At 64.1% G+C, this 25,644-nt stretch carries 22 protein-coding genes; 3 read left to right on the top strand and 19 right to left on the bottom strand.

What is annotated here, in order from left to right; translation table 11 throughout:
• Positions 1 to 6: 6 nt before the first annotated feature.
• The 7 genes from AC1DMA_RS22550 to AC1DMA_RS22520 form a co-directional block, all read right to left on the bottom strand.
• Entirely contained in the window at positions 7 to 1,368 is a 1,362-nt protein-coding gene (locus AC1DMA_RS22550) for a DUF1329 domain-containing protein (protein ID WP_478145557.1), read from the bottom strand.
• Between the two features lie 41 nt (positions 1,369 to 1,409).
• Complete coding sequence (locus tag AC1DMA_RS22545; protein WP_478145556.1) at positions 1,410 to 3,245, bottom strand: DUF1302 domain-containing protein; 1,836 nt, start codon at positions 3,243 to 3,245, stop codon at positions 1,410 to 1,412.
• A 77-nt stretch (positions 3,246 to 3,322) separates the two neighbouring features.
• Complete coding sequence (locus AC1DMA_RS22540; protein ID WP_478126283.1) at positions 3,323 to 4,126, bottom strand: SDR family NAD(P)-dependent oxidoreductase; 804 nt, start codon at positions 4,124 to 4,126, stop codon at positions 3,323 to 3,325.
• Positions 4,127 to 4,135: 9 nt separating this feature from the next.
• Complete coding sequence (locus AC1DMA_RS22535) at positions 4,136 to 5,377, bottom strand: thiolase family protein (RefSeq protein WP_478145555.1); 1,242 nt, start codon at positions 5,375 to 5,377, stop codon at positions 4,136 to 4,138.
• 7 nt (positions 5,378 to 5,384) lie between these two features.
• Positions 5,385 to 5,747: a hypothetical protein gene (locus AC1DMA_RS22530; RefSeq protein ID WP_478145554.1), complete on the bottom strand. Its 363-nt coding sequence runs from the start codon at positions 5,745 to 5,747 to the stop codon at positions 5,385 to 5,387.
• A 45-nt stretch (positions 5,748 to 5,792) separates the two neighbouring features.
• Positions 5,793 to 7,349 carry a class I adenylate-forming enzyme family protein gene (locus tag AC1DMA_RS22525; protein ID WP_478145553.1) on the bottom strand — a complete coding sequence of 519 codons (1,557 nt, stop codon included), beginning with the start codon at positions 7,347 to 7,349 and terminating at the stop codon, positions 5,793 to 5,795.
• A gap of 17 nt (positions 7,350 to 7,366) precedes the next feature.
• A complete protein-coding gene (locus AC1DMA_RS22520) occupies positions 7,367 to 8,500 on the bottom strand; it encodes a saccharopine dehydrogenase family protein (RefSeq protein WP_478145552.1) in 1,134 nt (377 codons plus the stop codon).
• Positions 8,501 to 8,865: 365 nt separating this feature from the next.
• Here AC1DMA_RS22520 and AC1DMA_RS22515 point away from each other — a divergent pair, with 365 nt between their 5' ends.
• The gene (locus AC1DMA_RS22515) at positions 8,866 to 11,412 is read left to right on the top strand and encodes a winged helix-turn-helix domain-containing protein (protein WP_478145551.1); all 2,547 of its coding nucleotides are present in this window, start codon (positions 8,866 to 8,868) and stop codon (positions 11,410 to 11,412) included.
• 34 nt (positions 11,413 to 11,446) lie between these two features.
• On the opposite strand, the gene AC1DMA_RS22510 is transcribed toward AC1DMA_RS22515, so the two are convergent.
• The 11 genes from AC1DMA_RS22510 to AC1DMA_RS22460 form a co-directional block, all read right to left on the bottom strand.
• On the bottom strand, positions 11,447 to 12,940 hold the full coding sequence (locus tag AC1DMA_RS22510; RefSeq protein ID WP_478145550.1) for a DUF1254 domain-containing protein: 1,494 nt from the start codon (positions 12,938 to 12,940) through the stop codon (positions 11,447 to 11,449).
• Positions 12,941 to 13,087: 147 nt separating this feature from the next.
• Positions 13,088 to 13,468, bottom strand: coding sequence for a response regulator transcription factor (locus tag AC1DMA_RS22505; protein WP_478145549.1), 381 nt, complete (start codon positions 13,466 to 13,468; stop codon positions 13,088 to 13,090).
• Positions 13,469 to 13,508: 40 nt separating this feature from the next.
• Positions 13,509 to 14,156 carry a response regulator transcription factor gene (locus tag AC1DMA_RS22500; protein ID WP_478126275.1) on the bottom strand — a complete coding sequence of 216 codons (648 nt, stop codon included), beginning with the start codon at positions 14,154 to 14,156 and terminating at the stop codon, positions 13,509 to 13,511.
• Positions 14,153 to 16,024, bottom strand: coding sequence for a sensor histidine kinase (locus AC1DMA_RS22495; protein WP_478145548.1), 1,872 nt, complete (start codon positions 16,022 to 16,024; stop codon positions 14,153 to 14,155). The genes AC1DMA_RS22500 and AC1DMA_RS22495 overlap by 4 nt, the downstream gene beginning before the upstream one ends.
• Positions 16,025 to 16,185: 161 nt before the next feature.
• Positions 16,186 to 16,905: a maleate cis-trans isomerase family protein gene (locus tag AC1DMA_RS22490; RefSeq protein WP_478145547.1), complete on the bottom strand. Its 720-nt coding sequence runs from the start codon at positions 16,903 to 16,905 to the stop codon at positions 16,186 to 16,188.
• 168 nt (positions 16,906 to 17,073) lie between these two features.
• Positions 17,074 to 18,018: a flavin reductase gene (locus AC1DMA_RS22485; RefSeq protein WP_478145546.1), complete on the bottom strand. Its 945-nt coding sequence runs from the start codon at positions 18,016 to 18,018 to the stop codon at positions 17,074 to 17,076.
• On the bottom strand, positions 18,015 to 18,398 hold the full coding sequence (locus tag AC1DMA_RS22480) for a VOC family protein (protein WP_478145545.1): 384 nt from the start codon (positions 18,396 to 18,398) through the stop codon (positions 18,015 to 18,017). The genes AC1DMA_RS22485 and AC1DMA_RS22480 overlap by 4 nt, the downstream gene beginning before the upstream one ends.
• Positions 18,395 to 19,222 (bottom strand): SDR family NAD(P)-dependent oxidoreductase, encoded by an 828-nt coding sequence (locus tag AC1DMA_RS22475; RefSeq protein ID WP_478145544.1) that lies wholly within the window; start codon positions 19,220 to 19,222, stop codon positions 18,395 to 18,397. Before AC1DMA_RS22475 ends, AC1DMA_RS22480 begins: the two co-directional genes overlap by 4 nt.
• Before the next feature lie 7 nt (positions 19,223 to 19,229).
• Positions 19,230 to 20,297, bottom strand: coding sequence for an LLM class flavin-dependent oxidoreductase (locus AC1DMA_RS22470; protein WP_478145543.1), 1,068 nt, complete (start codon positions 20,295 to 20,297; stop codon positions 19,230 to 19,232).
• Positions 20,298 to 20,480: 183 nt separating this feature from the next.
• Entirely contained in the window at positions 20,481 to 21,500 is a 1,020-nt protein-coding gene (locus AC1DMA_RS22465) for a Bug family tripartite tricarboxylate transporter substrate binding protein (RefSeq protein WP_478145542.1), read from the bottom strand.
• Positions 21,497 to 22,567: an LLM class flavin-dependent oxidoreductase gene (locus AC1DMA_RS22460; RefSeq protein ID WP_478145541.1), complete on the bottom strand. Its 1,071-nt coding sequence runs from the start codon at positions 22,565 to 22,567 to the stop codon at positions 21,497 to 21,499. Before AC1DMA_RS22460 ends, AC1DMA_RS22465 begins: the two co-directional genes overlap by 4 nt.
• Before the next feature lie 110 nt (positions 22,568 to 22,677).
• Between AC1DMA_RS22460 and AC1DMA_RS22455 the strand changes: the two genes are divergently transcribed.
• Positions 22,678 to 23,637: a LysR family transcriptional regulator gene (locus AC1DMA_RS22455; protein ID WP_478145540.1), complete on the top strand. Its 960-nt coding sequence runs from the start codon at positions 22,678 to 22,680 to the stop codon at positions 23,635 to 23,637.
• Here AC1DMA_RS22455 and AC1DMA_RS22450 read toward each other — a convergent pair.
• Complete coding sequence (locus AC1DMA_RS22450; protein ID WP_478145539.1) at positions 23,634 to 24,515, bottom strand: SMP-30/gluconolactonase/LRE family protein; 882 nt, start codon at positions 24,513 to 24,515, stop codon at positions 23,634 to 23,636. The genes AC1DMA_RS22455 and AC1DMA_RS22450 overlap by 4 nt on opposite strands.
• A 358-nt stretch (positions 24,516 to 24,873) precedes the next feature.
• Here AC1DMA_RS22450 and AC1DMA_RS22445 point away from each other — a divergent pair, with 358 nt between their 5' ends.
• Positions 24,874 to 25,644, top strand: a complete 771-nt coding sequence (locus tag AC1DMA_RS22445) for an enoyl-CoA hydratase/isomerase family protein (RefSeq protein WP_478145538.1) — start codon at positions 24,874 to 24,876, stop codon at positions 25,642 to 25,644.

Below are 25,644 nucleotides of genomic sequence, written 5' to 3'. Positions count from 1 at the left end.
TCCTGCTCAGCGCACGCCCGAGCCCGCCAGCGCGTCGGCGGACCAGGCGTTGGCGGACAGCGGGTCGATGTACTTCACGCCCACGTTGTAGGCGCCCAGCAGCCCGGTCATGTTGTAGCCGCCGCTGGTGAAGTCGTGAAACGACTGGCCCATGGCCGCGGGTGCCGGCAGTTCGTAGGACGGGTTGGTATAGACGAAGCTCGCGCGATAGAGCTGCCCGCGCGCGTCGTACATGTCCGAAGCCACCGCGACCCAGCTGTCCTCGTCCACGTAGAAGGTGCGCTTGGCATAGATGTGGCGCTTGCCAGGCTTGAGCGTCGCCTCCACCACCCACACGCGATGCGCCTCCCAGCGCACGTAGTCCGGGTTCAGGTGATTGGGCGTCGTCACTGCATACGGATCCTTGGCGTACACCAGCTTGAAGGTGTTGTAGGGCACCAGCATTTCCTGCTTGCCCACGAGCTTGAAGTCGTAGCGGTCCATTGCGCCGTTGAAGACCCAGGCGTCGTCATAGGTCGATGCGCCTGCCGAACCCGGATTGGGTGTGTCGTAGGCGATGTCCGGAGCCAGCTTCACGCGGCGCTGGCCCGGCAGGTACTGCCAGGCGCGGCGGCCGTTCTTCATCGGGTTGATGTAGTCCTGCGCGAGCAGTGCCTCTCCGGCACGGCGCGCCGGTGCGGTGTAGGCGATCTTGGTGCGGAAGTAGACATCGTTGTCGGCCGAGGCGCCCGTGCGCTTGGGGTCGTAGTACGGGTAGTCCATGTAGATCTGGCCGGTGGTGGCGAGGACCGCCTTGCCGGCCGAGTCGACGTTGATCGAGTCGTACTGGGTGAAGTAGCTTTGGCCCGTGTAGCGCAGCAGGTGGTTCCACATGACCTCGTTGCCCGTCTTGGGGACGGGAAAGGGAATGCCCGCGTAGGTGCCTTCCAGGCCCAGGCCGTCATCGGTGGTCTTCACCGATGTGGCGTTCTTGACGGTGTTGTCCAGGACGTACTTCGGGAAGGCGACCGAGCGGTGCGACGGATAGACGTCCACGCGCATGGTCGGGTATTTCTTCAGCAGTTCCTTCGTGCCCGCTGTGAGCTTGCCTTCGTACTGCGCCATGTTCTGCGCAGTGATCGCATAGAGGGGCTTCTCGGCCGCGAAGGGGTCGGGACGCATGCCCGAGCCCTTCTCGTAGCCAGCCGGGGGCGTGGTCAGGCCGCCGGTGTACTCGGGGATGCTCTTGTCGGCATTGCCTGCACGTTCGGCACCCGTGGGCGTGAGGGTGGTGCCGAGCTTCTTCGCCTCTTCGGCGCTGACGGCGGCCAGCGCCGAATGTGCGGCCAGCGCGAACACTGCGCCTGCCACGATGGAACGGGTCTTCATGGGTTGTCTCCTGATAGGGGTGGGATGGCCTGGAAAGCGGCCTAGAAAGTAGCCTTGAAGGTGAACAGCACGTGGCCGCGGTCGGACAGCACGGCGTTGGTGCCGTTGGCCACGTTCATCGCACCGGTGGGCGTGGTGCTGTAGTCGCCATAGAAGCCCACGTAGCGCAGCGAGAAGTTGTATTTGGCGTAGACGTCCGCTGCGATGCCGATGCCGAACGATCCGGCGTTCTTGTTGCCCCCGGAAAGCACGGCCGAGTTGCCCGACAGGCCTCCCGACCAGCTCAGCGGCATGGAAAGGTCCACGCCCGGGAAGACCTGGTACCAGGTGGGCGTGAAGTTCAGGCCCAGGCCGAAATAGTCCTTGCTGACGGCATCGACGTTGGCAGGGTTGGCGATGTAGGCTGCGCTGCCCTTGAAGGCGCCAGGGTTCTGGGAGACGCTCAGCCAGCGGTTCCACACCAGTTCGGCATTCCAGGTGGCGGAGTCGAACACGGGTGTCTTGGAGAGCGTTCCGAGGAAGTTCAGCACACCATGCGCGGTGTTGCCGCGCGCGCCGGGCGTGTCGCCGCCGAGCTGGTTGAGCTGCGCCAGGGAGATCGCGCCCGTCGCCGGGTTGACCAATGCGACGGGCAGCACCTGCACCGGCACGCTCTGCAGCGGCATGTCGTGCCGATAGCTGAGCTCGGCGCCCACGCTGATTCCGGCCACGTTCTTGGACAGGCTCACGCCGTACATGTCGATGTCGCGGCCGTAGTAGGCCTGGTACTGGCCGACATAGCCCGCCTGGATCTGCGGCAGCGTGGCCGCGCCGGGATTGATGTAGCAGGTCGTCGGGCCGATGGCGCGCAGGCCCGCTCTCGCGCAGGCGGCGGCGGGCACGCCTGCAGCCACCGCGGGCAAGAGCGCGAGCTGCGGCTGGATGTCGGCGGTGCGGCGGCCGTAGAGGCCCGCGGTGCCGTCGAGCCACTGCGGGCTCCAGCGTGCCGAGAGACCGAAGTCGCCGGTCTTCTTGGGATCGCCGCCCGTGCTTTGCAGCAGCCGCTGGCCCGGTCCCGCGATGAGCGAATCACCGCCGTGCAGCAGCGCGTCGTTCACCGTCAGGTAGCTGCCCGACTCCGGATAGCGCACGCTCTCCCAATCAAAGAAGGTCTGCGCCGAGAAGGACAGCTCGGGCGAAGGCTGCGCCTGCAAGGTCATCGAGTTGCGCGGGCGATAGATCTCCTTGGCCTCGATGCCGGGGGTGGCCAGCGCCTTCCACAGGTCCAGCGAGTACTGGCCGTAGCTGATGCCGTGGATCGCGCCTGCACCCAGCAGGCTCTCGCCCCAGTACACGGTGTGCTTGCCAAGGCGCAGGCTGACATCGGTCTCGCCGAAGGTCTTGCTGCCGAAGACGAAAGCATCGAGCAGTTCGCCCGAGGGGCCCTTCGCATAGCGCGAGGTGTAGTCCGAGAGCGCACCGGCCGTGGGCAGACCGTAGACCAGCGTATTGGCGGTGGCGTTGCTGCGGTTGTCCAGGTTGCTGTATGCCGCGTCGTACCAGGCGGCGCCGCTCACGCGAAAGCCGTAGTTCTTGTCGACCACCAGGTCGAGTTCGCTCAACAGGTCCAGGCGGTTCGCAATGAGCGAGTGATTGTTGAAGTTGCGATCGCCATCATCGAAGTTCGGGTTCCCGAGGATCGCTTTGTCCTGCCCTTGCGTGCGCTGGCCGAGGTTGTAGCGAATGGTGTTGTCCCAGCGCAGGACAACATCCGGATTGCCGGTGTCGATCTCGATGGCGTGTGACGTGGATGCGAGCGTGCAGAGCACGAGCGTTGCGCAAGTCAATGCGCTGAGGCGGTGCGCGGCAAAAGGCGTGCGCGCGAAGTGGTGAGGCATGAGCTTGTCTCTTGGTTTTTAGTTCTGATGGATGACGCAATGAAGTCGATGGCGGCGATGACGCCGAAGTGTTGGGCTCAGGCGATCAGCTTCACGAGGCTGTGATAGCTGTTGGGCATCAGGCGCGACAGCCAGAACAGCGTTGTCGACTGATTGCCCGTTACCACGCGCTTCTTGCCTTGGCGAACGCCTTTCAGGATGGCGGCGGCACAGTCTTCTGGCGGGGTGGTCAAGAGCCTCTCGCCCAGGGCCGAGAAGCGCGCTTCTTCCTGTCCGGAATTTCTGCAGCGCCGGCCCGCTCGCTCGAAGTTCGTCTTGATGCCGCCCGGATGCACTGAGAGTGCTCGCACGCCCGTCCCTTCGAGTTCGCGCCAGAGGCACTCGGTGAGCCCTCGAACGCCGAACTTGGAGATGTTGTAGGCACTCTGGGCCGGAAAGCCGACCAGCCCGAAGACGCTCGACAGGTTCACGATGCAGCCTTCGCGCTGCGACAGCATCATCGGCAGGAAGGCCTTGGTGCCGTAGATCACGCCCCAGAGATTGATGCCGAGTTGCCACTCGATCTCGTCGATCTCCAGATGCTCCACCGTGCCGATCACGGTGACGCCCGCGTTGTTGAAGACGAAGTGCGCTGTGCCGAAGTCGCGCCTCACGTCCTCCGCGTGCGCAAACACGGCCTCTCGCGACGAAACATCGAGCGCATAGCCGCGCACTTCGGTGCCGGCGGGAAGCAGGCGGATGGTCTGGGCGAGTCCTGTCGGATCGACGTCGGAAAGAGCGAGCCGGGCGCCCCCCGCCGCCATTTGAAGGGCCAGTGCCCGACCGATGCCGGAACCGGCGCCGGTGACGACCGCGACCTTGTCTTTGAAATACGTTTGCACGATGTCTCCTTAGTTCTTGGTAAGAATGTGAATGGCCAGGGCAGCCTCTTCGACGCCATGGAGGCCGCCCCCGTTTTCCTGAATGGCACGGCGTGCGCCCTGGACCTGCCGCGCGCCGGCTTCACCGCGCAGCTGCGTGACCAGTTCGTGGATCTGGCCCAGTCCGGTCGCGCCCAACGGGTGCCCCTTGGATTCGAGACCGCCGGACGGGTTGATCGGAATGCGTCCGCCGATGGTGAAGTCGCCTCGCTCCGCGGCGGGTCCGCCTTGTCCGAGTGGGACGAGGCCGAGGTTTTCGGCCTGGATGATCTCGCCCATCGCCGTCGCGTCGTGCACTTCGGCCACATGCATGTCGGCCGGGCCGAGGCCGGCCTGTTCGTAGGCCTGCTGCGCGGCGAGCCGGCCGATGTTGAGCTCCGGCTGATCGAGCCCACGCACCGTGAAGCTGCGCATCACGCTCGCAGCGAGCTTGACGTTGCGCGACGGCAATGCGCCGATGCGGCGCAGTCCGCTGGCGCTGCAGAGCACGACCGCCGCGGCACCGTCCGAGAGCGGCGCACACATCGGCAAAGTCAGCGGGTAGGTGATCGGCGGCGCGGCCAGGACTTCGTCGATCGAAAAGGGCTTGCGAATCTGCGAGAGCGGGTTGTGCACCGAGTGCAGATGATTCTTGGCCGACACGGCCGCGATCTGCCGCTGCGTGGTGCCGTGGGTCTTCATGTGGTGGCGGCACAAGGCAGCATAGATCGCCATGAAGCGGCTGTACGGCTTGTCGGACTCGGATCCGGGCGGCGGCGTGATGCCCTCGCCCATTCGCATCAACTGCTCGTAGTTCTCTTGCGTGCGCGAGACGTCCCAGCCCGCCTCGAAAAGTGCAAGCGCCCGGGGCTTGTCGGCGATGTTCATCTTTTCCGCACCCAGAGCCAGTGCGATGTCGCAGGCGCCGGCCTTCAGGTACTGGACGGCCAGGTGCAGCGCAGTGCTGCCGGAGGCGCAGGCGTTCTCGACGTTGAAGATCGGAATGCCCGCGATGCCGCTCTTGCCCAGCACGACCTGCCCCGGGATCGAGAACTGCCCCTGCAAGGGCCCGTTGGTGACGCCCGCGTAGAAGGCCGCACCGACATCGCCGACGGCACAGCCGGCATCGTGCAAGGCGCCGTTCAGCGCTTCGCGTGCCATGTCCTCGAGCGAGCGCTCCGCGTGGCGCCCGAACACGGTCATGCCGACGCCGGCGATGTAGATGTCGCTCATGAGGAACTCAGGCGGGGGTGCGCTGAAGGAAGCGCAGGAACAGCAGCGAGTAGATGACGTCGCCGCTCACCAGCAGGGCCATCTGCGGCGTCGTGCTGCCGGAAACCCAGTTCGCCCAAACGATCGCCACGACCGCCAGCTTGCCGAGCACCCCGAGCGCGACGATGCCGCGGTAGGCCCTCGGCGCCATGCCGACCAGCCCGTAGCCGCATCCGAAAACGAAGATGGCACCGAGGGTGATCTGGCCGAACAGGGATTGCAGCGGCGGCTCCAGGCCCAGGGCGCGTGCGAACAGCACGAAGATCAGGACGGCGCCCCAGTTGAAGAGCGCGGCGGAATAGAAAAGCGCCCGGGTTTGTGCAAGTGTCATCGTGGTTCTCACAGTTCTTGTGGATGTGCCGCGCAATGCGATCACTCAGATCGCGCGTGCAGCATGGGCCCAGTACGGTGCCCGCAGGTCCTTCTTGAGGACCTTGCCTGCGGCGCTGCGTGGGAGTGCGGGCGTGAAGTCGATCGTCTTCGGCGACTTCACGGCACCGAGCTTCTCGCGACACAGCGCGATCAACTCCTCGGCTGCGACTTCGTGGCCGGGGCTCAGCTCCACGATGGCCTTCACCGCCTCGCCCCATTTCTCATCGGGCACGCCGATGACGGCGCAGTCCTGCACGGCCGGATGCGCCCAGATCACCTGCTCGACTTCGCTCGGATAGACGTTGAAGCCGCCGCTGATGATCATGTCCTTCTTGCGGTCCGTGATGTGCAGGTAGCCCGCCGCGTCGAGGTGCCCGACGTCGCCGGTGTGCAGCCAGCCGTCGACGATGGTCTCGGCGGTCTTTTCCGGGGCCTTGTAGTAGCCCTTCATGACCAGGTCGCCCCGCACGCAGATCTCGCCGGTCTCGCCCGGTGCGAGCAGCTCGCCACGGTCGTTCATGATTTCCACACGGACCAGCGCATTCGGCCGCCCGACGGAAGACAGGCGTTCATCCCCTGCGATGCGGCCCAGGACGAAATGCTCCGCCGGTGTCAGGAACGAGATCGAGGCCGGGCATTCGGTCTGGCCGTAGCCGCCCATCATCACCGGCCCGAAGACCTCGATCGCGCGCTTGAGCTTTTCGACGGACATCGGCGCCGCACCGTAGAGAAAGTAGCGCAGCGAGGCGAAGTCGACCTTTTCGATGCCGGGGATGTCCAGCAGCTTGTAGATCACCGTCGGAGGCAGGAAGACTTCCGTGACTCTGTGGCGAGCGATCGATCCGAGCAGGACGGCAGGGTCCGGCTTGGTCAGGACGACGACGGTGCCGCCGCGCGCCGTGCACGGAACTGCCAGCATCCCGGCGGTGTGAGTGATCGGCGCGGCGGCGAGGTTCACCGGGTATTCGTCGCCCCCATAGCTCGCGGCGGTCATGAAGTGCGCAATGAAAGCCTGCAGGCTGCGGTGCGTGTTCATCACGCCCTTGGGCATGCCGGTGGTGCCACCGGTGGGCGACACCGCGACCACGTCATCCATGTCGACGCTCACCTCCGGCCGGGTGGTCGGGGCCGATTCGATCCAGCTCGCGAGCGATTCGACGCCCGGCAGGGAACCGTCCAGGCAGATCCAGCGCTGGACCTTGGGCAGGCGCTCGCGCAGCGCGGCAATCTGTGCGCCAAAAGCTTCCTGGAAGAACACCACTTCGCAATCGAAGCTCTCCAGGATGTAGAAGTTCTCTTCCGCGGCGTTGCGGACGTTGATCGGAATCCACGTCATGTTCGCGCGCCAGAGGCCGAGGGTGCAGATCCATGCGGTCACGTCGTTGCCCGCCCAGACGGCACCGCGCGTGCCCTTGGGAAAGCCGTCCGCAAGCAGTTGGTTGGCGATGCGGCAGGACAGGCTGCCGACCTCGTCGAAGCTGAACTTGCGCTCGTCCTGGATGTAGGCGATGCCTGTCGGATTGATGCGCCAGCCGCGGTCGAAGAAATCGATGATGGCCATGGGGCCTCCTTGAAGTGTCAGAGCTGCGTGACGGTGGCTCGTGCGAGTCCGCGCTGCTCGAGGAAGCCCAGCAGGTAGCGATGGCCGAGTGCCTTGACCGCCGAAGCGAAGCCGACCTTGGCGGTATCGCCGTCGATCAGCTTGACCGCGGCCGCTGCCTGCAGCACGCCGGTGGAGATGTACGGGGTCAGCCCATGCACCGTGGCGCGCACTGCCGCCAGATGGCCGCGGCCGATGGCGAAGTCGACCGTGCGCTGGGCCGTGGTGCGTTCGCGCGGCGGCATCTGGGGCGTCGTGGAGTCGACAAGATGCTTGACGACCGCAGCCTGTTCGCCTGCGCTCAGGTGCTTGTACTCGGCTTCCCACTTCTGGCCGACCGAATGCACCAGCTTCATGACCTCGTTGTCATAGAAGCCGACTGACGATATGCACGAGCGCACGCGTGAGTCCTGCTCCAGGAAAACCGGCAACGAGGTGCCGCCCCAGGGCAGGCAGAAGATCGGCTGCATGAAGTCGGGGGACACGATGTTGAAGCTCGTGCCGGCCGCATGCGGGACAAGCTTTTTCTCCCAGAGGTAAAGCTCCTGCTGGCGGTACTGGCCGAAGATCGAAGCGGTCGAACCGACGGTCACGCCCGCGCCGACGCCGCGCAGGCCACGGCACAAGGTCGCAGTCTCCAGCGCGTCCACGCCTTCCGTTTCGAGCGCCAGCTCGGCGGCGATCTCCGCGAAGGTGAACATGTAGGAAGTCGACGGCGCGACGAGGAGCCCGGCCTGGCGGAACAGTTCGCCGAACTGCTCGCGCACCTGCAGGATGTAGGCCTGCTCGCCGGTGCTGTCGAGATAGTGGCAGCCGGCCTTGAGCGCGGCTTCGACCCCGACCAGCCCGTAATCGATAAACGGGCCCACCGTGTTGCAGACGACTTTGGCGCCCTTGAACGCTTTCGTGAGCGATTCAACGTCGTGGTCGCATTCGATGATCTCGTAGGTGGCGGATTCCAGGCGCACCACACGCTGCGCCATCATTTCCCGCGTGCGGGCGGCACTGCGCGCAACGGCCGTGAAAGGGATGTTCTGGTCGATGAGCGCGTCCATGATGAGCATGCCGGTGTAGCCACTGGCTCCATAGACGACGACGGGGTGCTTTGCCATTTGAGTGTCTCCTGATTGAATGTCTGCGCTGCTTGACGAAAGGGCTGAATGCCTCAGCCTTGCAGCGAGTGTCCGGACTTGCCGCCCGTGCCTCAATCCCGGAAAGCCGGGAATTCATTGGCCACATCCATTCACGGAAATCCGTGAACGGGCCCGCGGCAGCACCGGCGTCCATCGCGCGACCCGCGCCTTCGCCATAGGTATTTACGTAAGCCGGAATCGAAGTTGCCAGTGGGACAATCGCCGCACCCCGAAAGCCACCGCCCGCTTCTGTGATGTTGTCCCATGCTCCAAGGCCGCTTTCTCTGAAGCTGTGCGCTCCCCGTCCGGTTCCTCATGAGATAGAACGCACCGCAGTCGCTGCATTGATTGCACAGTCGCCTGCGAAGGTGGTGCTGGTCAATGCACCAGCGGGATACGGCAAATCCACCGCCATGGGGCAATGCCATCGCGCGCTGCAAAGCCAAGGCACTCCAGTGGCCTGGCTCACGGTCGATCAGGACGACAACGATCCGGAACGTTTCGTCTTCGATCTGCAATCGGCACTGGCGCCGGTATTTTCAAAGCCGCCTCCGGGCGAGGCAGGCGGGCGTGCCCATCGGTTGCTCGACGAATTGGCAGCATTCCAAGGCGGGTTCGTGCTGCTGGTCGATGATCTCGAACGTCTCGACAGCCCGGAGGTCCTGCAAACGTTCGCCCGCGTCATCGATGCGCTGGGACCGAACCAACGCGTGGTGATCGGCTCGCGTTCAATGCCGTCGCTGGCCTTGGGTCGGCTCCGCGCGCAGGGTGCGTTGCTGGAGATCGATCGAAAGTCTCTGCGCTTCTCGATGGAGGACCTGCGCGACTACCTCGCGGCTCGCCTGGCGGCACGCGTCGACGAGGCGAACCTGACCCTGCTCCAGAGCCAGACCGATGGCTGGCCTGTGGCCGTGCAGTTGGCCGCATCGCTCATCGGCCCGGCAGGCGCCGATGCTGCATTGCGGACGCCGGACTTCTCGCGGGCCATGGCGAGCTATCTTGCGGAAGACGTTCTCGCCAGGCTGCCGGCGCACGAGTTGCACTTCCTGTTCCAGACCGCCTTGTTCGAAAGCTTCTGCGCCGCCATGTGCGACACCGTCCTGGAGCGCCAGGACAGCACGGCCTTGCTGCAGAAGATCGAGCGCGAAAACATTCTTCTCTTTGCCGTTGAATCCGAGGGTGGCGGCTGGTTTGAATACCACCCGTTGTTTCTGGCGTTTCTTCGCAGCCGGCCGGGAGTGCCGGCGGGCGAAGACGCAAAGGGGATGCATGTCAAAGCCGCAACCTGGCTGGCCCACGAAGGCCGGCTGACACAGGCGATCCATCATGCACTCGCGGGTGGGGCCAGCGAAGTGGCCGCGGAGTGGATGTCGCTTTGCGCCTTGGAGATGATCAATACCGGGCAGATCGACATCTTGCGCAACTGGGTCGACGCGACGCCCGAACACCTGTTGGAAAGGCACCCTGAACTGGCGCTTTCCGGCGCCTACGCCATGGCCATCCGGCATCGCCATACGGCCGCCATCCGGCTGATCGACCTCGTCGAACGCGCGGCGCCCCTGGACCCGCAAGTCGCCTCGGAAGTGGTGGGCGCAAGACTCGCTGCTTTCTCGTGGGGTGACGAGGTCCCCAAAGCGACGGCACTCGCCCGTGCCCACGTGAGCGGTCTGGACGATGCCCCCCCGAGAGTCCGCGGCCTGGTCCTGAACGTGGCCGCCTACGAGTGCATCAGCCGGGGAAACTACGCCCAGGCACTGCACCATCTCGCCACTGCGAAGCGCGCCTATGGCGGCGAGATCCACGGGATCAACCACACCCTCTGCTTCGAAGGGGCCATAGAGTTGCATCAAGGCAATGTCGCCGAAGCGCGCCTGCGTTTCGAGGCCACATTGCGCAGGATCATCGACGCGGGGTATCGCTTCACCGATGCATCGGGCGTTGCCGCCGCTCATCTGGCCGAAGCTCTCTACGAGCAGAACGACCTGCAAGCCGTGGAGCTTCTGCTCGAAGACTACCTGCCCACCATTCGCGACGCCTGCACCGCCGATCACGTGATCGTCGCCTATCGAGTGGCCGCGCGCACGCACGCCTTGCGAGGACGCCTTCGATCCGCCCAGCAGACACTCTCGGAACTGCTGGACCTTGGCGACGCCTGGGCCATCCCCCGCATCGCCGCTGCAGCCCGGCACGAGAGGCTGAGACTCGCACTCTTGGGCGGCGACCTCGCCAGTGCGCGCCATCTGATGGCGTTGATGGAACAAAGCGTCAGCTGGAAGGCCGACGCCGACCAGTTCCTCCATGCCGACGATCTCGACGATGGCTTCATCGCGTCCGTGCGGCTCTCGATGCGCTCGGGCGCGGCACCGTCGATGATTCCTCGCGTGCAGGAGGCGGTGGCCAAGGCCGAGGCCGCGCATCACACCCGCCGTGCCGTGCGCCTGCGCTGCCTATTGGCGCAAGCCTGCGAAGCCGCGCTGAAGCGCCCGCAAGCGCTGGAGGTGCTCGAGCAAGCGCTACGCGTTGCCAGCACCAAGGGGCTGATTCGCGTGGTGGCCGATGAGCCCTGGCACCTTCAGCCCCTGCTCGATGCGATAGCAACGCGTGACGGCATTCACCCACCCCACCTTGCCGCCGTCTGCGACGCCATGCAGCCGATGCTGACCCCTGTGCTTGCCGCTTCGGAACCGAGCGCCGGCGAAGCACTGCTGAGCGATCGCGAGCGCCAAGTACTGCGCCTCCTGGCCGATGGGCTGTCGAACAAGCAACTGAGCCGCGACCTGTTCATCAGCGAGAACACGGTGGAGAGCCACCTTCGCCGCATCAATGGAAAGCTCGGCGTGAGGAACCGCATGCAGGCGGTCACGCGAGCGCGCGAGCTGGGCCTGGTCTAGCGGTACCTCTTCCGCGCGCTTTCTTCCGAAGCCATCAGGGCTGCAGTTCGATCTCTCCGGGGCGCCAGGTCTTGTTGAACCATGGTTCCAATGGGCCGTACAGGCGCAGGAGCATGAACCAGCCCTTGCCTGGAATCGTCTGCACCCAGTTGTTCTCCATGCCGGCCGGGGCCTTCGGCCCGAAGTAGACATCCACCGAGCCGTCCGCATTGGTCTTGACGCCCTTGTCCTGGCTGCTGACGCTCGGGGCCTTTTGGTCGGTTTGCACCATGGAGCGGGTTTGGTTGTCATAGACGATGACTGACCAGAAATCCTTGACCGGAACGTTGGGCGGAAGGCGCAGCTTGTAGTTCTTGCCGCCATCCAGCGGATTGCCCTTCGCATCCTGCACCGACCACGGGTATTGCGAGCCACGGCCTACCATCTTCTCCTCCATCGCCGGCGTCACGGCAATGGCGAAGTAATAGAAGAAGACCGCGCCGTCCAGGTTGCTGACACCCGGCGCGGATTCGAACTTGTAGCCGCCGAGGAACGGCAAGCGCCAAGCGCTGTTGGGGAAGAAATAGGCGTCCTTGGATCGAATCTTGAAGGCGATTGATCGAGCCGTCACAGCACCGATGTTGGCCGCATCCGTCAGGATCTTCTTCATTCGCTCGTCAGGATTGAATGGCTGGCCCTTGACGATGCCGATCGAGGCGAACAGGCCCAGGGTGGTTGGATCGGAGCCAGTGGCCGGCTCTTCCTGGATGACCTGGTTCAACAAGGTCCAGAACGAGTAGTCACCCGGTGAAACGAAGTTCGCGGGAACGCCGGAAGCGTTGACAAAATTCATTCGCGGCGGATTGGCGGCCTCGGCGAGGGGATAGATCCGCAGGTTCTTCTTGGCGGAGTCGATCGCGGGTTGCGTGGAACCCTCTACCAGGAATGAGCGAAAGACAAGATAGCTGCCAAATGTGTTCGGCCGCAATACGTGGTAGCCGACTGGAATGCTGCCCTGGAACCCGGGCGGCAACAGGAGGTACTTGCCTCCCTCGCCTTTATCGGCCCCGGTGATGCCGACATCGCCCACCCACTTGTACCAAAAGTCGTCGACCGTCCCGAGGACCTTGGGCGGAATCTCGGCCACGACCGGACCTTTGCTCGTGTCCACCCACATGAAGTTGTAGATCGTGTTGTCGTTGCCCGTCAGCGCGACGGTCTTCGAATCCATCAGACTCTCCCAGATCACGTTGGTCTGGTTGTCCGGTCCGAACTTGCGCAGCGACTCTCGCATGCCTGCCTGGTTGACGATAGGAATGGCCAGCAGATAAGCCTGCAGCGCCCTCGAACGGTCCAGGTTGTCGTAGATCTTCTCGACCGTGTCGGCCGACGGGTAGCCGTAGTCGAGGTTCAGGGTCCCGATCGACGACTCGATCTTGTCCGGCACAGCGACGCCCGGTGCGATGGGTGTCGTCATCTTGAAGGGCTGTGCGGAAGCCGTCGTTGCGAAGGCAGCGGCGATCGCCAGGCCGAGCAGTAGCTGTTTCATTGCTTGGATTCCTCTTCTTCTCTTGTAGATCTCGCAGCCCGCAAGTAGCGCTACCTGCAGTTTGTGCTGCGCAGAGTACCGACAAACGCCGCCGCACGCACCTTCCCTAAAGGGCAGTAGACACCCTGGCAATGGAAGGCGGGCGGCTCAGGCAGCCGCTCGGCGGATGGCAGCCAGCACATCGGCCCCAAGGTCGTTCTTGCGAAAGTAGGCCGCGCAGCCGATGGCTTGCGCCGCGGCACGCGTTTCCGGGTCATCGTGCGCGGTGATGAAAATGAAGGGCGCATGTGCGCCTTCGACGCTTTCACTCACCAGGCGCTGCGCCAATTCGATGCCGGACATTCCCCCGAGCTGGACGTCGAACACCAGGCAGTCGAAGCGGGGCCGCTTCGCATCCGCAAGAAACGCTTCCGCCGAGCCATAGGTGATCGGCTGCATGCCCGCCGCGCGCAGCAGCCTGCCGAGGGATCGGCAATGGCTCTCGTCGTCATCGACGACGGCAACGTAGAAGGGGGTGATGGTGCTCATCGGAGTCGACGCCGACTTTGGGCGTCACCCAGGCCGCTGTCTACTGCCCCTTAGGGAAGGTGGGCAAACCCGCGGTCATGACACCCGCTTCCTGTGACAACTGCGTGAGCGCCGCGACCGACGCCACGCCGAGTTTCGCCATCATTGCGGCCCGGTGCAGTTTCACGGTGCGCTCGTTGATTCCCAGGTCGCCGGCTATTTGCTTGTTGAGCCGGCCCCGCAGGACATGCCGGAGAACCTCGAGCTCTCGCGACGACAAGGCGCCGAAGCGCTGCTCCATCTCGCGTTGGCGAGACCTCGCCTCCCGTTCAAGCCCGTTGCGCGCCAGGGCGCGGCGGATGGCGTCGATCAGTTCGTCCCTGGAAGCCCGCTTCTCCAGAAAGTCTTCCGCGCCGCCGCGCATCGCGCGCACGGTCGACGCGATATCGCCGTCGCCGGTCAGAAAGACCAGCGGCAGCGGATTGCGCGTCGCAGCGATTGCCGATTGCAGGTCGAGCCCATTGAGGCCAGGCATCCGCAGGTCCGCCACCACACAACCCTGCGCGTCGCTGTCGCACTGCGCCAGAAACTCATTCGCGGACAGAAAGCTTTTCACGGCAAACCCGCTGACGCGCAGCATTCGGGTGGTCGCGGTGAGAAACGATTCGTCGTCATCGACGACATAGACGATAGGCTCGATCGTGATCATGTTGCAGTCATTTCCACTTCGCCCGACGGCGTCGCTACATTGCGTGCGGGGGTCTGCGCGACCGGCAGCGTAAAGCGCAGGCTTGCGCCGCCACCTTCGCTGTTCTCGGCCCACAAGCGCCCTCCATGCGCCTCGATCAACGAGCGCGAGATCGACAGGCCCATGCCCATCCCCGTGGATTTGGTCGTGAAGAACGACTCGAAGATTTGCTCCGTTCGCTCCTTGGCAATGCCCGCACCCGTGTCGTTGACGGCGATCTCGACCGTGCCGGCGGCACGGCGCATTGCGCTGACCACAATGCGCCGGCCCTTGCCTGCGGCTTCATCGATGGCGTCCATGCCGTTGGAGATGAGGTTGAGCAGCACCTGCTGCAGATGGATTCGGTCCCCAAGCACCGCGGGCAGACCGTGAGGCACTTGCAAGACCACCCGAATATGCCGTGCCGCCGCATCGGGACGCACCAGCGCGGTGGCATCTTCCAGCAGCTCATCGACCTTCAGGGGCACGACTTCGATTTCGTGGCGCCGCAGCATCGCGCGCATGCGGTCGATCACGGCACCGGCGCGCTGGTCGTCGGCGCGGATGTCTTCGACGATCTCGCGGATCTCGTCGAGGTCCGCATGCCCTGAGCGCAACATCAGTTCAGCGGCTTCGGCGTTGCGAAGGATCGCGCCAAGCGGCTGGTTGATTTCGTGGGCCAGGGCCGCTGCCAATTGGCCCATGACCGACAGGCGGCCCGCATGAGCGATCTCGTCGCGCAGGCGCAAGTTCTCTTGCTCGGCTTCCTTGCTCGTGGTGATGTCGCTGCATACGCCCCGGCTGCGGACCGCGCGATCGCGGTCGAATTCGAACTGGCCCTGTGCCGAGATCCACCGCGAATTGCCCTCGGCGCCGCCGACGCGAAACTGCATCTGGTAGCGGCCATCCCCGACCCCGGCGGCCGCTTGCGCGAACGCCGACCGAACTGCGTCGCGGTCGTCCGCATGCACCTTCAGCAGCAATGATTCGAAGCTGATCTCCTCGCCCGGCGAGAAGCCGAACAGCTGGCGGGTTCTCGGGCTCGCCCAAACGGCATCGCTCGCCATATCGTGCATCCACAGGCCGAGTTTTGCAGCCTGCGTGGCGAACGTCACGCGCTCTTCGCTCTCGCGCAAGGCGTTGACCAGTCTTGCTGCAGAACGCACGTTGCGGCTCAGTTCGTAGGCCATTGCAAACACGATGCCCAGGGAAAACAAGCTCACCGTGATGGGCATCTCGATGAAGCCCCAGAAGACGAGGATCGCCTGAGCGACACCGCCCAGGGCGAACAGGCAGGCTGTCCCGCCGATGGTGAGCGCGGCGGACCTGTCGCCGCGGCGCCAGGCCGATCGCCCGGCATCCAGCACAAAGATGGCGAGCAGGCCCATTGCCAGTTGACCGACCAGCATCCAGGGATTGGGCGTCCCGACAGCGACCGAGACGTTCTCGCCCAGGAAGGGAATCGCGCGCAGTGCCGAGATCTCGTTGAAGTTCAGTGACTGGCCGCTCAGGAAGTTGGGCACCAGCGTGAAGGTCCTCAGCGCGATGACTGTCCACCCCAGCCACGGTCGGCCGGCTCCGAGATAGCTGCGCACGAACCCGACCAGTGAAAAGGTGGCAACCCAGACAGCCACTTGCCCGACGCGGTTCCCGAACGCAAATTCCTCCGGGGTCTGCGACTTCATGATGAAGAGTTCGCAGAAGGCAAGCGCAGCTGTGGCCATGGCCAGGAGCGACAGGAACAGACTCGGCCATGCGGCCCGGTCCTTTACCCAAACCGGCAAGTGCACTGCGGCCAGCATGAGGCAAGCGGAACCGACCATGGCCCACACAACCGTGACCCAGCTCATGAAAACTCCACGCGATGATCAAGCATCATTGTGGCTGGAGTATGGCGCAGCACACGCCATCGGCTGGGCCCGCCGCGGGCTCTGCGACCTTGCCGGGGTAGCAATGGAAAGCGGCGGATCCTAGAGCGGGATCTTCATGGCCGGCCGGGCCACCATGGCGTTCATGCGAAGAGCCCTCCCCAGCCTTTGACCGCGCGAGTGTCGATGCCGGTGATCTTGAGCGCCTTCCACACGACGGTGGCAACCGAGTCGTAGATGGGAATGCCGAGTTCGCGCTCCAGGTCGTCGGCCAGCGGAGCGCCGTGCAGGTTGGTGCACATCACGGTGATGGCGTCGGGTTTTTGCTGCGCGACCTCGCGGATCATCTTGCGCAGGGTGTCAGCATCGACTGCGGCGAACGAGAAGTTCACCGTCAGGTCGAGGTGGCGTTCCGCGACGCACTGGATGTCGAGCGCAGCGTAGTTGGCCACGATGCGGCGCTGCACGTCCTCCACATAGGGCGACACCAGCCCCAGCGTGCGTGCGCCCTGCGCGGCCAGCAGGTCGTTGAGCGCCAACACCGACGTGGTCGCCGGGATGCCGGTCACTTCGGTGATGCGCGCGCACAGCGCACGGTCGCGTTCGAAGCCCAGCCAGCTGGCGGAGGTGCCGCTCCAGCAGATGACGTCGACGTTCGCATCGGCCAACAGCCTGGCCGCATCGAGAATGAGGCGTTCGTCGAACTGGTTCTGCGAGGTATCGCCCATCGAGATCTCGGTCACGCGGAACCGCGAAAAGTGCGCCGTGACGCCCGGCACGCCGGCAACCATCGCGCTGGTCAGGGGCTCGAGCGCCGTGTTGGAGGAAGGCGTCAATGCGCCGATGCGTTTTTGCTGGGACATTTTGCAGATCTCGAAGTTAGGCGGAGGGGACCTTCGTGCTGCAGGCCAGCGAGAACCGTGCCTATGCCCGCGATGACCAAGGCGAAGCCCCACCAGCCGAGCATCGCGCCCGGGCCTTGGCTCGTCAACATCATTGCTGAAAAACGCGTTGACGCTAGCTGATTGAGCTCATGACCCTGCCTCATTGGCACGGAGCACCGTGATGAACTCGTCCAACGCTGCAGCGGCGCCATCGGCATCGCGCGCCCTCAGGCGCTCGACGACCTTGCGCCGAAGCGGGAACACATCAGGTCGGGGGTGCGCCGGAATGACAAGAGCCATCCGTTCGCGCAGCACCGCCGTCATCGTCCGCGCCATGAGCTGGAGCACTTCGTTGTGGCCCGCCAGAGCGATCGACGAGAAGAAGCTCGTCATCGCTTCGATGCGCTGCGGGAGCGCCTTCTCGCCCTGGTGCTGCTCGATCCGGTCAACCGCCTGCTCGATCGCATCGACTTCCGCTTCGGAGGCGCGCGCGCAGGCCAGGCGAAGCAGCGTTCCGTACAGCGCGCGATAGGCCTCGTCCATGTCGTTCGTGCCGAGCTGGCCTTCGAGCACCAGCTTGCGCAGCGACTCGGCCAGCATCATGTAGGCGCCCTTGTAGAACACCAGCGCATGGTCCGGCGAGCCGGGCGCCATGTGCTTGACTTCGCCGATGAAGATCTCGTGGTCGCCGACCTCATGGCGGGCATAGACGGTGCACTCGAAGCTGGCGAGACAGTCGTCGATGAGCGGAGTCCCGAGCGGCCCGGCGCGCCACGCGACGCCTTCGAACTTGTCGGAAATCTTGCTCGAAGCAAAGCGCCCGGAGAGCGCGTCCTGGCTCTGCGACAGGATGTTGATCGCGAAGGTGCCTGCCTCCACGAAGGCCGGCAACAGGCTGCTCGCCTTGCGCAGGCTGAAGAGCACCAGCGGCGGCTCGAGTGACACCGAGCTGAAGGAGTTGCAAGTCAGGCCCGCGGGGCGCCCGTCGCCGGTGGTCGTAGTGACCACCGCAACGCCCGTGGGGAAGCACCCCAGCAACTGGCGGAAAAGTTGGGGCTCGATCGCTTCGACGCGCGGCGTTGGGTGGCTCATGATGCCGGCGTCGGCTGACGCTTGAAGAGTTGAACGACGTTGCCCTCCGGGTCTCGCAGCGACAACACGGCGCCATGCGAACCCATGTCGCGCACGCCGAGCACCTCGCCGCCCGACGCGGCGACGCGCTCGGCAACCGTCTCGAAGTCTTCCACTTCGAACACCATCACGACGCCCGAAGTCGCGGGAACCGCCTCTTCGCGGCAAGCCAGCGCGACGTTGCCGTCGCCCACGCCGTACTGGATCCAGCGGTCCTTGTCGCGGAACTTGAGCTGCAGTCCCAGTACCGACTCATAGAAGCCGTGGAGTTCCGCCGGCCGCTGGGCGACGACGAACACGTTCTGCAGGCGCTTTGGGGAGTCCATGGTGTTGTCGCTCACGTTGCGTTGTTGTTGTAGATGTTGGTCAGGGATGCCTTGAGGAAGCCGCCGTCGACCACGATGTCCTGTCCGTTGACGTACGCCGACGCATCACTTGCCAGGAAGGCCACCACCGAACCGATGTCCTCCGGACGGCCGATGCGGCGCGCAGGGATGGCGGCAGTGCGGCTCTTCAGGGTGGCCTCGTTGCGGTAGTGCGGCTCCGACAGCGGTGTGCGGATCATCCCCGGGCTGACCGAGTTCGCACGGATGCCGCGCGGGCCCCATTCAACGGCCATCTGGTGCGTCAGCGCCCTGAGCGCAGCCTTGGTGGGGCCATAGGCGCCGACGCGCGTGGGCACCTGCGCGGCGATCGAAGCCACGTTGACGATGCTGCCCGCCTGCTGGTCGAACATCATCGGCACCATTGCCTGCGCGCACAGCAAGGCGCCACGCAGGTTGACGCGGAAGATGCGGTCCCACACGTCGATCGGAAGATCGTGCAAGGCCACCGGCGATGCGGTGATGCCGGCGTTGTTCACCAGCACATCGCAGCGGCCGAAGCGGGATTGCACCTGCCGCGCCATCGCGGCGATGGACGCGGGCTCGCCGATGTCGCAGTGCATGGTCAGCGCACCATTGCTTTCTGTGATTCCGGCAGATTCGGTGATCTCGGCCGGATAGCTGATGTCGACCTGCACCACGGAGGCGCCCGCCAACCGCAGGTGTTCGCAGATCGCAAGGCCCAGGCCGCCGGAGGCGCCGGTGACCACGGCCACCCTCCCGCGCAAGGCCTTGCTGTCGAAGGCGCTCGGAGAAGGGATAGGAGAAGGGATCGAAGACATATGCGCTTCAGGCGGAGACCGAATTCATCGAATCGACTTCCTTGCGGATCGCCGGGATGATCTTCTCGCCCCACACTTCGATCTGGCGGAGCATCGTCTTCTGGTCGCAATCGCCCAACTGCGTTTGCAGCGCGATGTGCTTGGGCCGGAGGATGCTGATTTCCTCCAGCATCTTGTCGATCACCTGGTTGACCGAACCCACCGGCAGGTTCTTGCGCAGTTGCTCGAAAGTCGGGTCGGTGGCCGACGGCACTTCCTTGACCATGTAGCCGTCGTCGGACTGCGCGCGACGGAACTTGAGGCTTTCGGAGATGCGCCGCTGGAAGCGCGCGTTGTCCAGGTAGTTGTCGATCTCGGCCTGGTTGTCCGACGCGAACGCGCAGCGCAGGAAGCCGAACTTCACGTCCTCATCGAGATCCGCGCCGTTGTCCTCTGCGACCTTGTCGAGACGCTCGCGCAGCGAGACGATCGCTTCGGTGCCATTGAGCAGTGCGGTGACGAAGAGGTTGTGACCTTCGCGCACGCCGCGGCCGAGCGTGACCGGATTGCCCGAGGTGATCCACAGGGGCGGCATCGGCGACTGCACGGGACGCACCGCGATCGAACTCGGCGGCAGCTTGAGGAATTTGCCGTCGTACGAGACGATCTTCTGCGTCAGGCCTTTCGGGATGATGTCGAGGAATTCGTTGTAGATCGCGCCCGAGTCCTCGATCTTCACGCCGAAGCGCTCGAACTCGAACTCCTGGTAGCCGGAGCCGATGCCAAGCTCCAGGCGCCCGTTGGACACGGTGTCCGCAAAGCCCACTTCGGCGAGGAAGCGTGCGGGGTGATACAGCGGCAGGATGCACACCGCGGAGCCCAGGCGAATGCGCTGGGTCTTGGCGGCCATGTGCGCGATCATCATCAGCGGCGACGGCGAAAGCGAATAGTTGTTGAAGTGGTGCTCCGCATACCAGGCGGTGTTGAAGCCGGCCTGTTCGGCCACCACGGTCTGCTCGATCGAGTTGTTGATGACCTGCTGCGACGTCTGGTGATAGCCGCGCTGCTGGGCCAGGATGAATACGCCGAATTCCATGGGTTCCGCCTTCCGAAGGGATGATGTGCAATGACGGAAATTCTCTTGTTCGATCCCTCGCTCGTGAATACCGAAGGAACGTGATTCAGTCCTGCAAAAAAAGGTGGGATGCGCGTTGCGGACGCGCAAAAAAAAGGACCGGAGCGCGTGGCTCCGGTCCTGTTCCAGGATGCGCAGTTGCGCTTACTTTTCCTTGAGATCCGTCGTTCGCGCGAGTCCCTGCCAGATGGCGGCATCGCGCTTGATGGAAGCGCTGAACTGCTTTGCCGTGGCGCTCGCGGGCACGATCATGTTTTGCACTTCGATCTTCTCTCGCACTGCAGGGGTCTGTTGCAGGCGGTTGATTTCCGTGTTGAGCCTGTCGATGATTTCCGGGGGCGTTCCTGCCGGCGCGAACACGCCGTACCAACCATCGGCCTCGAACTTGTACCCCTGCTCCGAAAGCGTGGGCAGGTCCTTGGTCGCCGGCCAGCGTTGCGAGCCGGTCTGGCCCAGCCCGACGAGCCGGCCCGCGCGGATGTGCGGGACGGGCGACGCGATATCGGTGAAGCCAACGCTGATGTTGTTGCCGATGAGATCGGTCACTTCCGAAGTCAAGTTCTTGTAGGGCACATGCGGCATGTCGAGGCCGTAGCGCTCCTTGATGCCCTCCATCGCGAGATGGCCCGACGACCCGGTGCCCCACGAGCCGTAGGCGAGCTTGCCCGGGTGCGCCTTGGCATAGGCCACCATGTCCGCAAGGTTCTTGAAGCCGGTGCCGGGATTGGCCACCAGCAGGATGCCGGCCGCGCCCACCTGCGCGATCGGCAGCAGGTCCTTCTCCGTGTCATAGGGCAGCTTCGAATGGATCACCGGGTTGATGAGGATCGCGGATGACGGCGCGAACAACAGCGTGTAGCCGTCGCCGGCAGACTTGGCGACCGTGTCGCAGGCGATCAAACCGTTGGCGCCCGGCTTGGAGTCCACCACCACCGGTTGCTTGAGCACTTCGGCCAGGGGCGCTGCGATGAGGCGCGCAAAGATGTCGCCGCCGGCACCGGGCGAACCGGCGACCACGATGCGGATGGGTCGATTGGGCCAGTTGCCCGTGTTCGCGAAGGCACTGAAGCCGGCACCCAGCAGCATGCTGCCGAGGAGGACGGTACGACGTTTGATGGGTATCTGGGTTGAGGTCGGGATCGGGGTTGGGGTTGGGGTGGTCATGCAAGTCTCCTGTTTTGATGGGTGCCCAGTTCCTTCTGGATGGCAGGGATGATCTTTTCGCCCCACAGCTCGATCTGCCTGAGCATCGTCTTCTGGTCGAAATCGCCCAACTGCGTCTGGATCGCGATGTGCTTGGGCTTGAGGATGCTGATCTCTTCGAGCATCCGGTCGATGACCTGGTTCACCGAGCCCACGGGCAGGTTCCTGCGCATCTGCTCGATGGTGGGGTCCGTCTCGTACGGCACTTCCTTGATCATGTAGCCGTCGTCGGACTGTGAGCGGCGGTACTTCAGGCTCTCGGAGATGCGGCGCTGGAAGAGCGCGCATTCCAGGTACGCGTCGATCTCGGCCTTGTTGTCGGACGCGTAGGCGCAGCGCAGGAAGCCGAACTTCACATCGCTGTCGAGATTCCTGCTGTTGTCGCTGGCCACGTTCTCCAGCTTCGCGCGCAGCGTGCGAATGCCCTCCGTGCCATTGAGCAACGCGGTCACGAACAGGTTGTGGTTCTCGCGAACGCCGCGGCCCAGCGTGACCGGGTTGCCCGACGTGATCCAGATCGGCGGCATCGGCTCTTGCACGCAGCGCACGGCGATCGAGCTCGGCGGCATCTTCAAAAACCGGCCGTCATGCGAAAAGATCTTCTGCGTCAGCCCCTTCGGAAGGAGGTCGAGGAATTCGTTGTAGATCGCGCCCGAATCGGCGATGTCGACGCCGAAGCGCTCGAATTCAAATTCCTGGTAGCCCGAGCCCACACCCAGGTCCAGCCGGCCATTGGAGACCGTGTCGGCAAAACCGACCTCCGCCAGAAAGCGGGCCGGCTGATAGAGTGGCAGGATGCATACGGCGGTGCCCAGGCGAATGCGCTGCGTCTTTGCCGCCATGTGGGCCACCATCATCAGCGGTGACGGCGAAAGCGAATAGTTGTTGAAATGATGCTCCGCATACCAGGCGGCATCAAATCCAGCCTGTTCCGCAATGACGGTCTGCTGGATCGAGTTATTGATGACCTGCTGCGAAGTCTGGTGATAGCCGCGCTGCTGGGCGAGAATAAATACGCCGAATTCCATTCTTTTCTCCGGGAAAATACCGCCCGCAAAGGATCGATAAATTCTAGAGAGACGAGCCGCATTGGCTATGGCTGAAACTGCAGATCAGAACTGCACCAACTGGAGGATTCATGGACAGGTTGCGCGCCATGGAACTGTTCCTGTCGATTTCCCAGACCAAGAACTTTTCCGAGACCGCACGTCGCTTCGGCATCTCGGCGACAGGCGTGTCGCGGATGATCACGGACATCGAGGAAGAGCTGAAGGTCAAGCTGCTGCTGCGCTCCACGCGCCAGATCGCGCTGACCGAATCCGGGCAGGAATATGCGCGCCAGCTCGAAAGCATCCTCTGGCGCATCAACGAACTGCAAAGCAACATCACGGCGATCAGCTCGGCGCCGCAGGGCTTGCTGCGGGTGCATTCGCGAATGATGTTCGGACTGGGCGTGCTGCCCAACCTCATTGCCGGCTTTCGCAAGCTCTACCCCGAGATCCACATCGAACTCACGTTAGGCGAGGCTGCGGTGGACCTGCGGCGCAACCAGTTCGACATCGACTTCCGCATCTCGCCGCCCGTGGAGGCCGGCGTCAAGCGCCGCATGCTGTTCCAGAGCGACCGCTACCTTGTCGCATCGCCCGCCTACCTCGCCGGCAGGCCGGACCTGACGGAACCCGCAAGCATCCTGGCCCACGAGTGCCTCGCCTATCAGCTGCCCGGCGATGAATACACCTGGACCTTCAAGCAGGAGGGGCATCTCGACCAGATCGCATTCAAGCCCCGCCACATCACCAACAGCGGCATTGCCCTGCTGGAGCTTGCGCGGCTCGGCGAAGGCATGGCGCTGCTGGACGACTACACGGTGCACAACGACATTCGCCAGGGTCGCCTCGTGCGCCTGCTGAGCAACTACCGCATCAGCAACAAAGGCTTCGACGAGGGCATGTACGCCACCATCCTCGACACGCCGATCATTCCGGCCAAGATCCGTCTCTTCCTCGACTTCGTGGCCGAGCGCGTGGCCGGACCCGAGCTTCGATTCCTTGCGCACGGCAAGGCCGCGGGACTGGATCCCTCGCCGGGCTCGCCCTAGAGCGGCAGCCGGCACACCGGCCGCGCCAGACCCCGGAAGCCCACGCCCGTGAGCTTGAGCACGGCGCCGTCCATGGGCCCGGATGCGCTGAGCCGTCCACTGTCGCTGATGCTGGTGACGAACAGGTCCGCCATGTCGGGGCCACCGAAACACAGCGCGCTGGGGTACGCCACCGGCAGATCGATGCGATGCGTCAACCGGCCCTGCATGTCGAAGCGGCCCAGCGCGCCTGCGCGCACCAGTGCGGTCCAGAGCCCGCCTTCGCTGTCGAAGGTGCAACCGTCAGGCCCGGAGTCGCAGGCATCGGTCCGCACGAAGACCTGCTTGTCGGCCAGCGTGCCGTCGGGCTTGATCGCATATGAATAGATCACCCGCTCGGCGCTGTCCGCGACGTGCAGGCGGCCGTTGACGGGATTCACGCACGGCCCGTTCGCGATGCCGATTCCGTCGTCGAGCTTGTGCAGGCGCAAGGCTGTGTCGAGGCGATACAGCCCTCCAAGCGGCGGCTCGCCGGCTGCCCGAAACACATGCATCGTGCCGGTCACGAAGCTGCCGTCGGCAAGCGCAATGCCGTCGTTCAGTCGCAGATCAGGATGGCTCGCATCAATACGCGCCAGCGATCGCAGCTTGCCGGTGCGCAGGTCCAGCGCAGCGATTTCTTCCTTCAGCGACAGGACGATGCAGTCGCTGCCATCGCCATTGAATGCGAAGGAACCGAGGGGCGCGGGGGCTTCGTGGCGCGCAGTCACTTCGCCGGTGTCCGGATCCATGGCCAGGATCAGCCCCTGCCGGCAATCCAGCAGCCACAGCCGACCGCCATGCCAGACGGGGCATTCGCCCAATGCCAGTTTCAAGTTGCCGAGGCGCTGAATTTCCATTGATATTTTTATGACTCGCCAGTTAAAGCGCCAATTAACTGCATTAGTTAAAACATCGAATTCGAGCTGAATACTTCAAATAAACCCGGTCGACGAATCCCCGCGCCGGCGCATCCTAGCAGTCCTGCCCCAAAGGACTCCTTCATTTTTTGCAGAACACTCCTTCAGGATGAATGGAGAACGATTCGGAGCGTCGTTTCTATAATTTTTCGCAAGAGACAAGCAGGTGGAATGGACGTTTCATCGCGTCGCCCGAAGCCAGGAAAAGAATCTGCCGCAGCGAAAAGCCTGTTTGTCGGAATCGTTCTTTTATCCAGATGGATGCCGCAGCGCGCGGTGCCGATTACCGAGGTGATATATGAGTGATGAATGGGTTCGTTTGGAAGTCTCCGAGGGTGTCGGCCTGGTCACGATGGACCGCAAGCCCGTCAATGCCCTGAACCGCGACATGCGCCGCCAACTGGTGGCGACGTTCGACGCCATCTCCGAGCGTGAGGACATCCGCTGCGCCGTGCTGACCGGCACCGGCAGCGTCTTCTGCGCGGGCGCCGACCTGAAGGACCGCCCCGACCACACGATCGCCGGCGACTTCCTCGATCACAACCGCATCACCCGCGAGACCGGCAATGCGATTCGCGAATGCGCCAAGCCGGTGATCGCCGCAATCAACGGCACCGCCCTGGGCGCGGGGCTCGGTCTCGCTGCCGCCTGCGACATCCTCTACGCTTCCGAGAACACCACCGTGGGCATGCCCGAGATCAATGTCGGACTGGCCGGCGGCGCCTCGATGCTCAAGACGCTGTTCGGCCGCTCGACCTTGCGCCGCATGTTCTTCACGGGGCAGCGACTGACCGCGGAAGAGCTCTTCCGGCGCAACGTGATCGAGGAAGTGGTTTCCGAGAAAGACCTGCTCCCGGTGACGATGGCGCTCGCACGCGAGATCGCGTCGAAGGCACCGCTGGCCATCATCTACGCCAAGCGCGCGGCCAACATGGTCGACCTGATGCCCCAGCGCGATGCCTACCGCTTCGAGCAGGAATTCACCGTTGCGCTGTCAAAGACCGAAGACGCGCGTGAAGCGCGCATGGCCTTCCTCGAGAAGCGCACGCCGGTCTTCAAGGGACGGTGA

The sequence above is a fragment of the Variovorax sp. 05N34 genome (assembly GCF_056397405.1).
The sequence above is the reverse complement of the archived record's forward strand: the minus strand, read 5'-3'. Positions and strand labels throughout refer to the sequence as shown.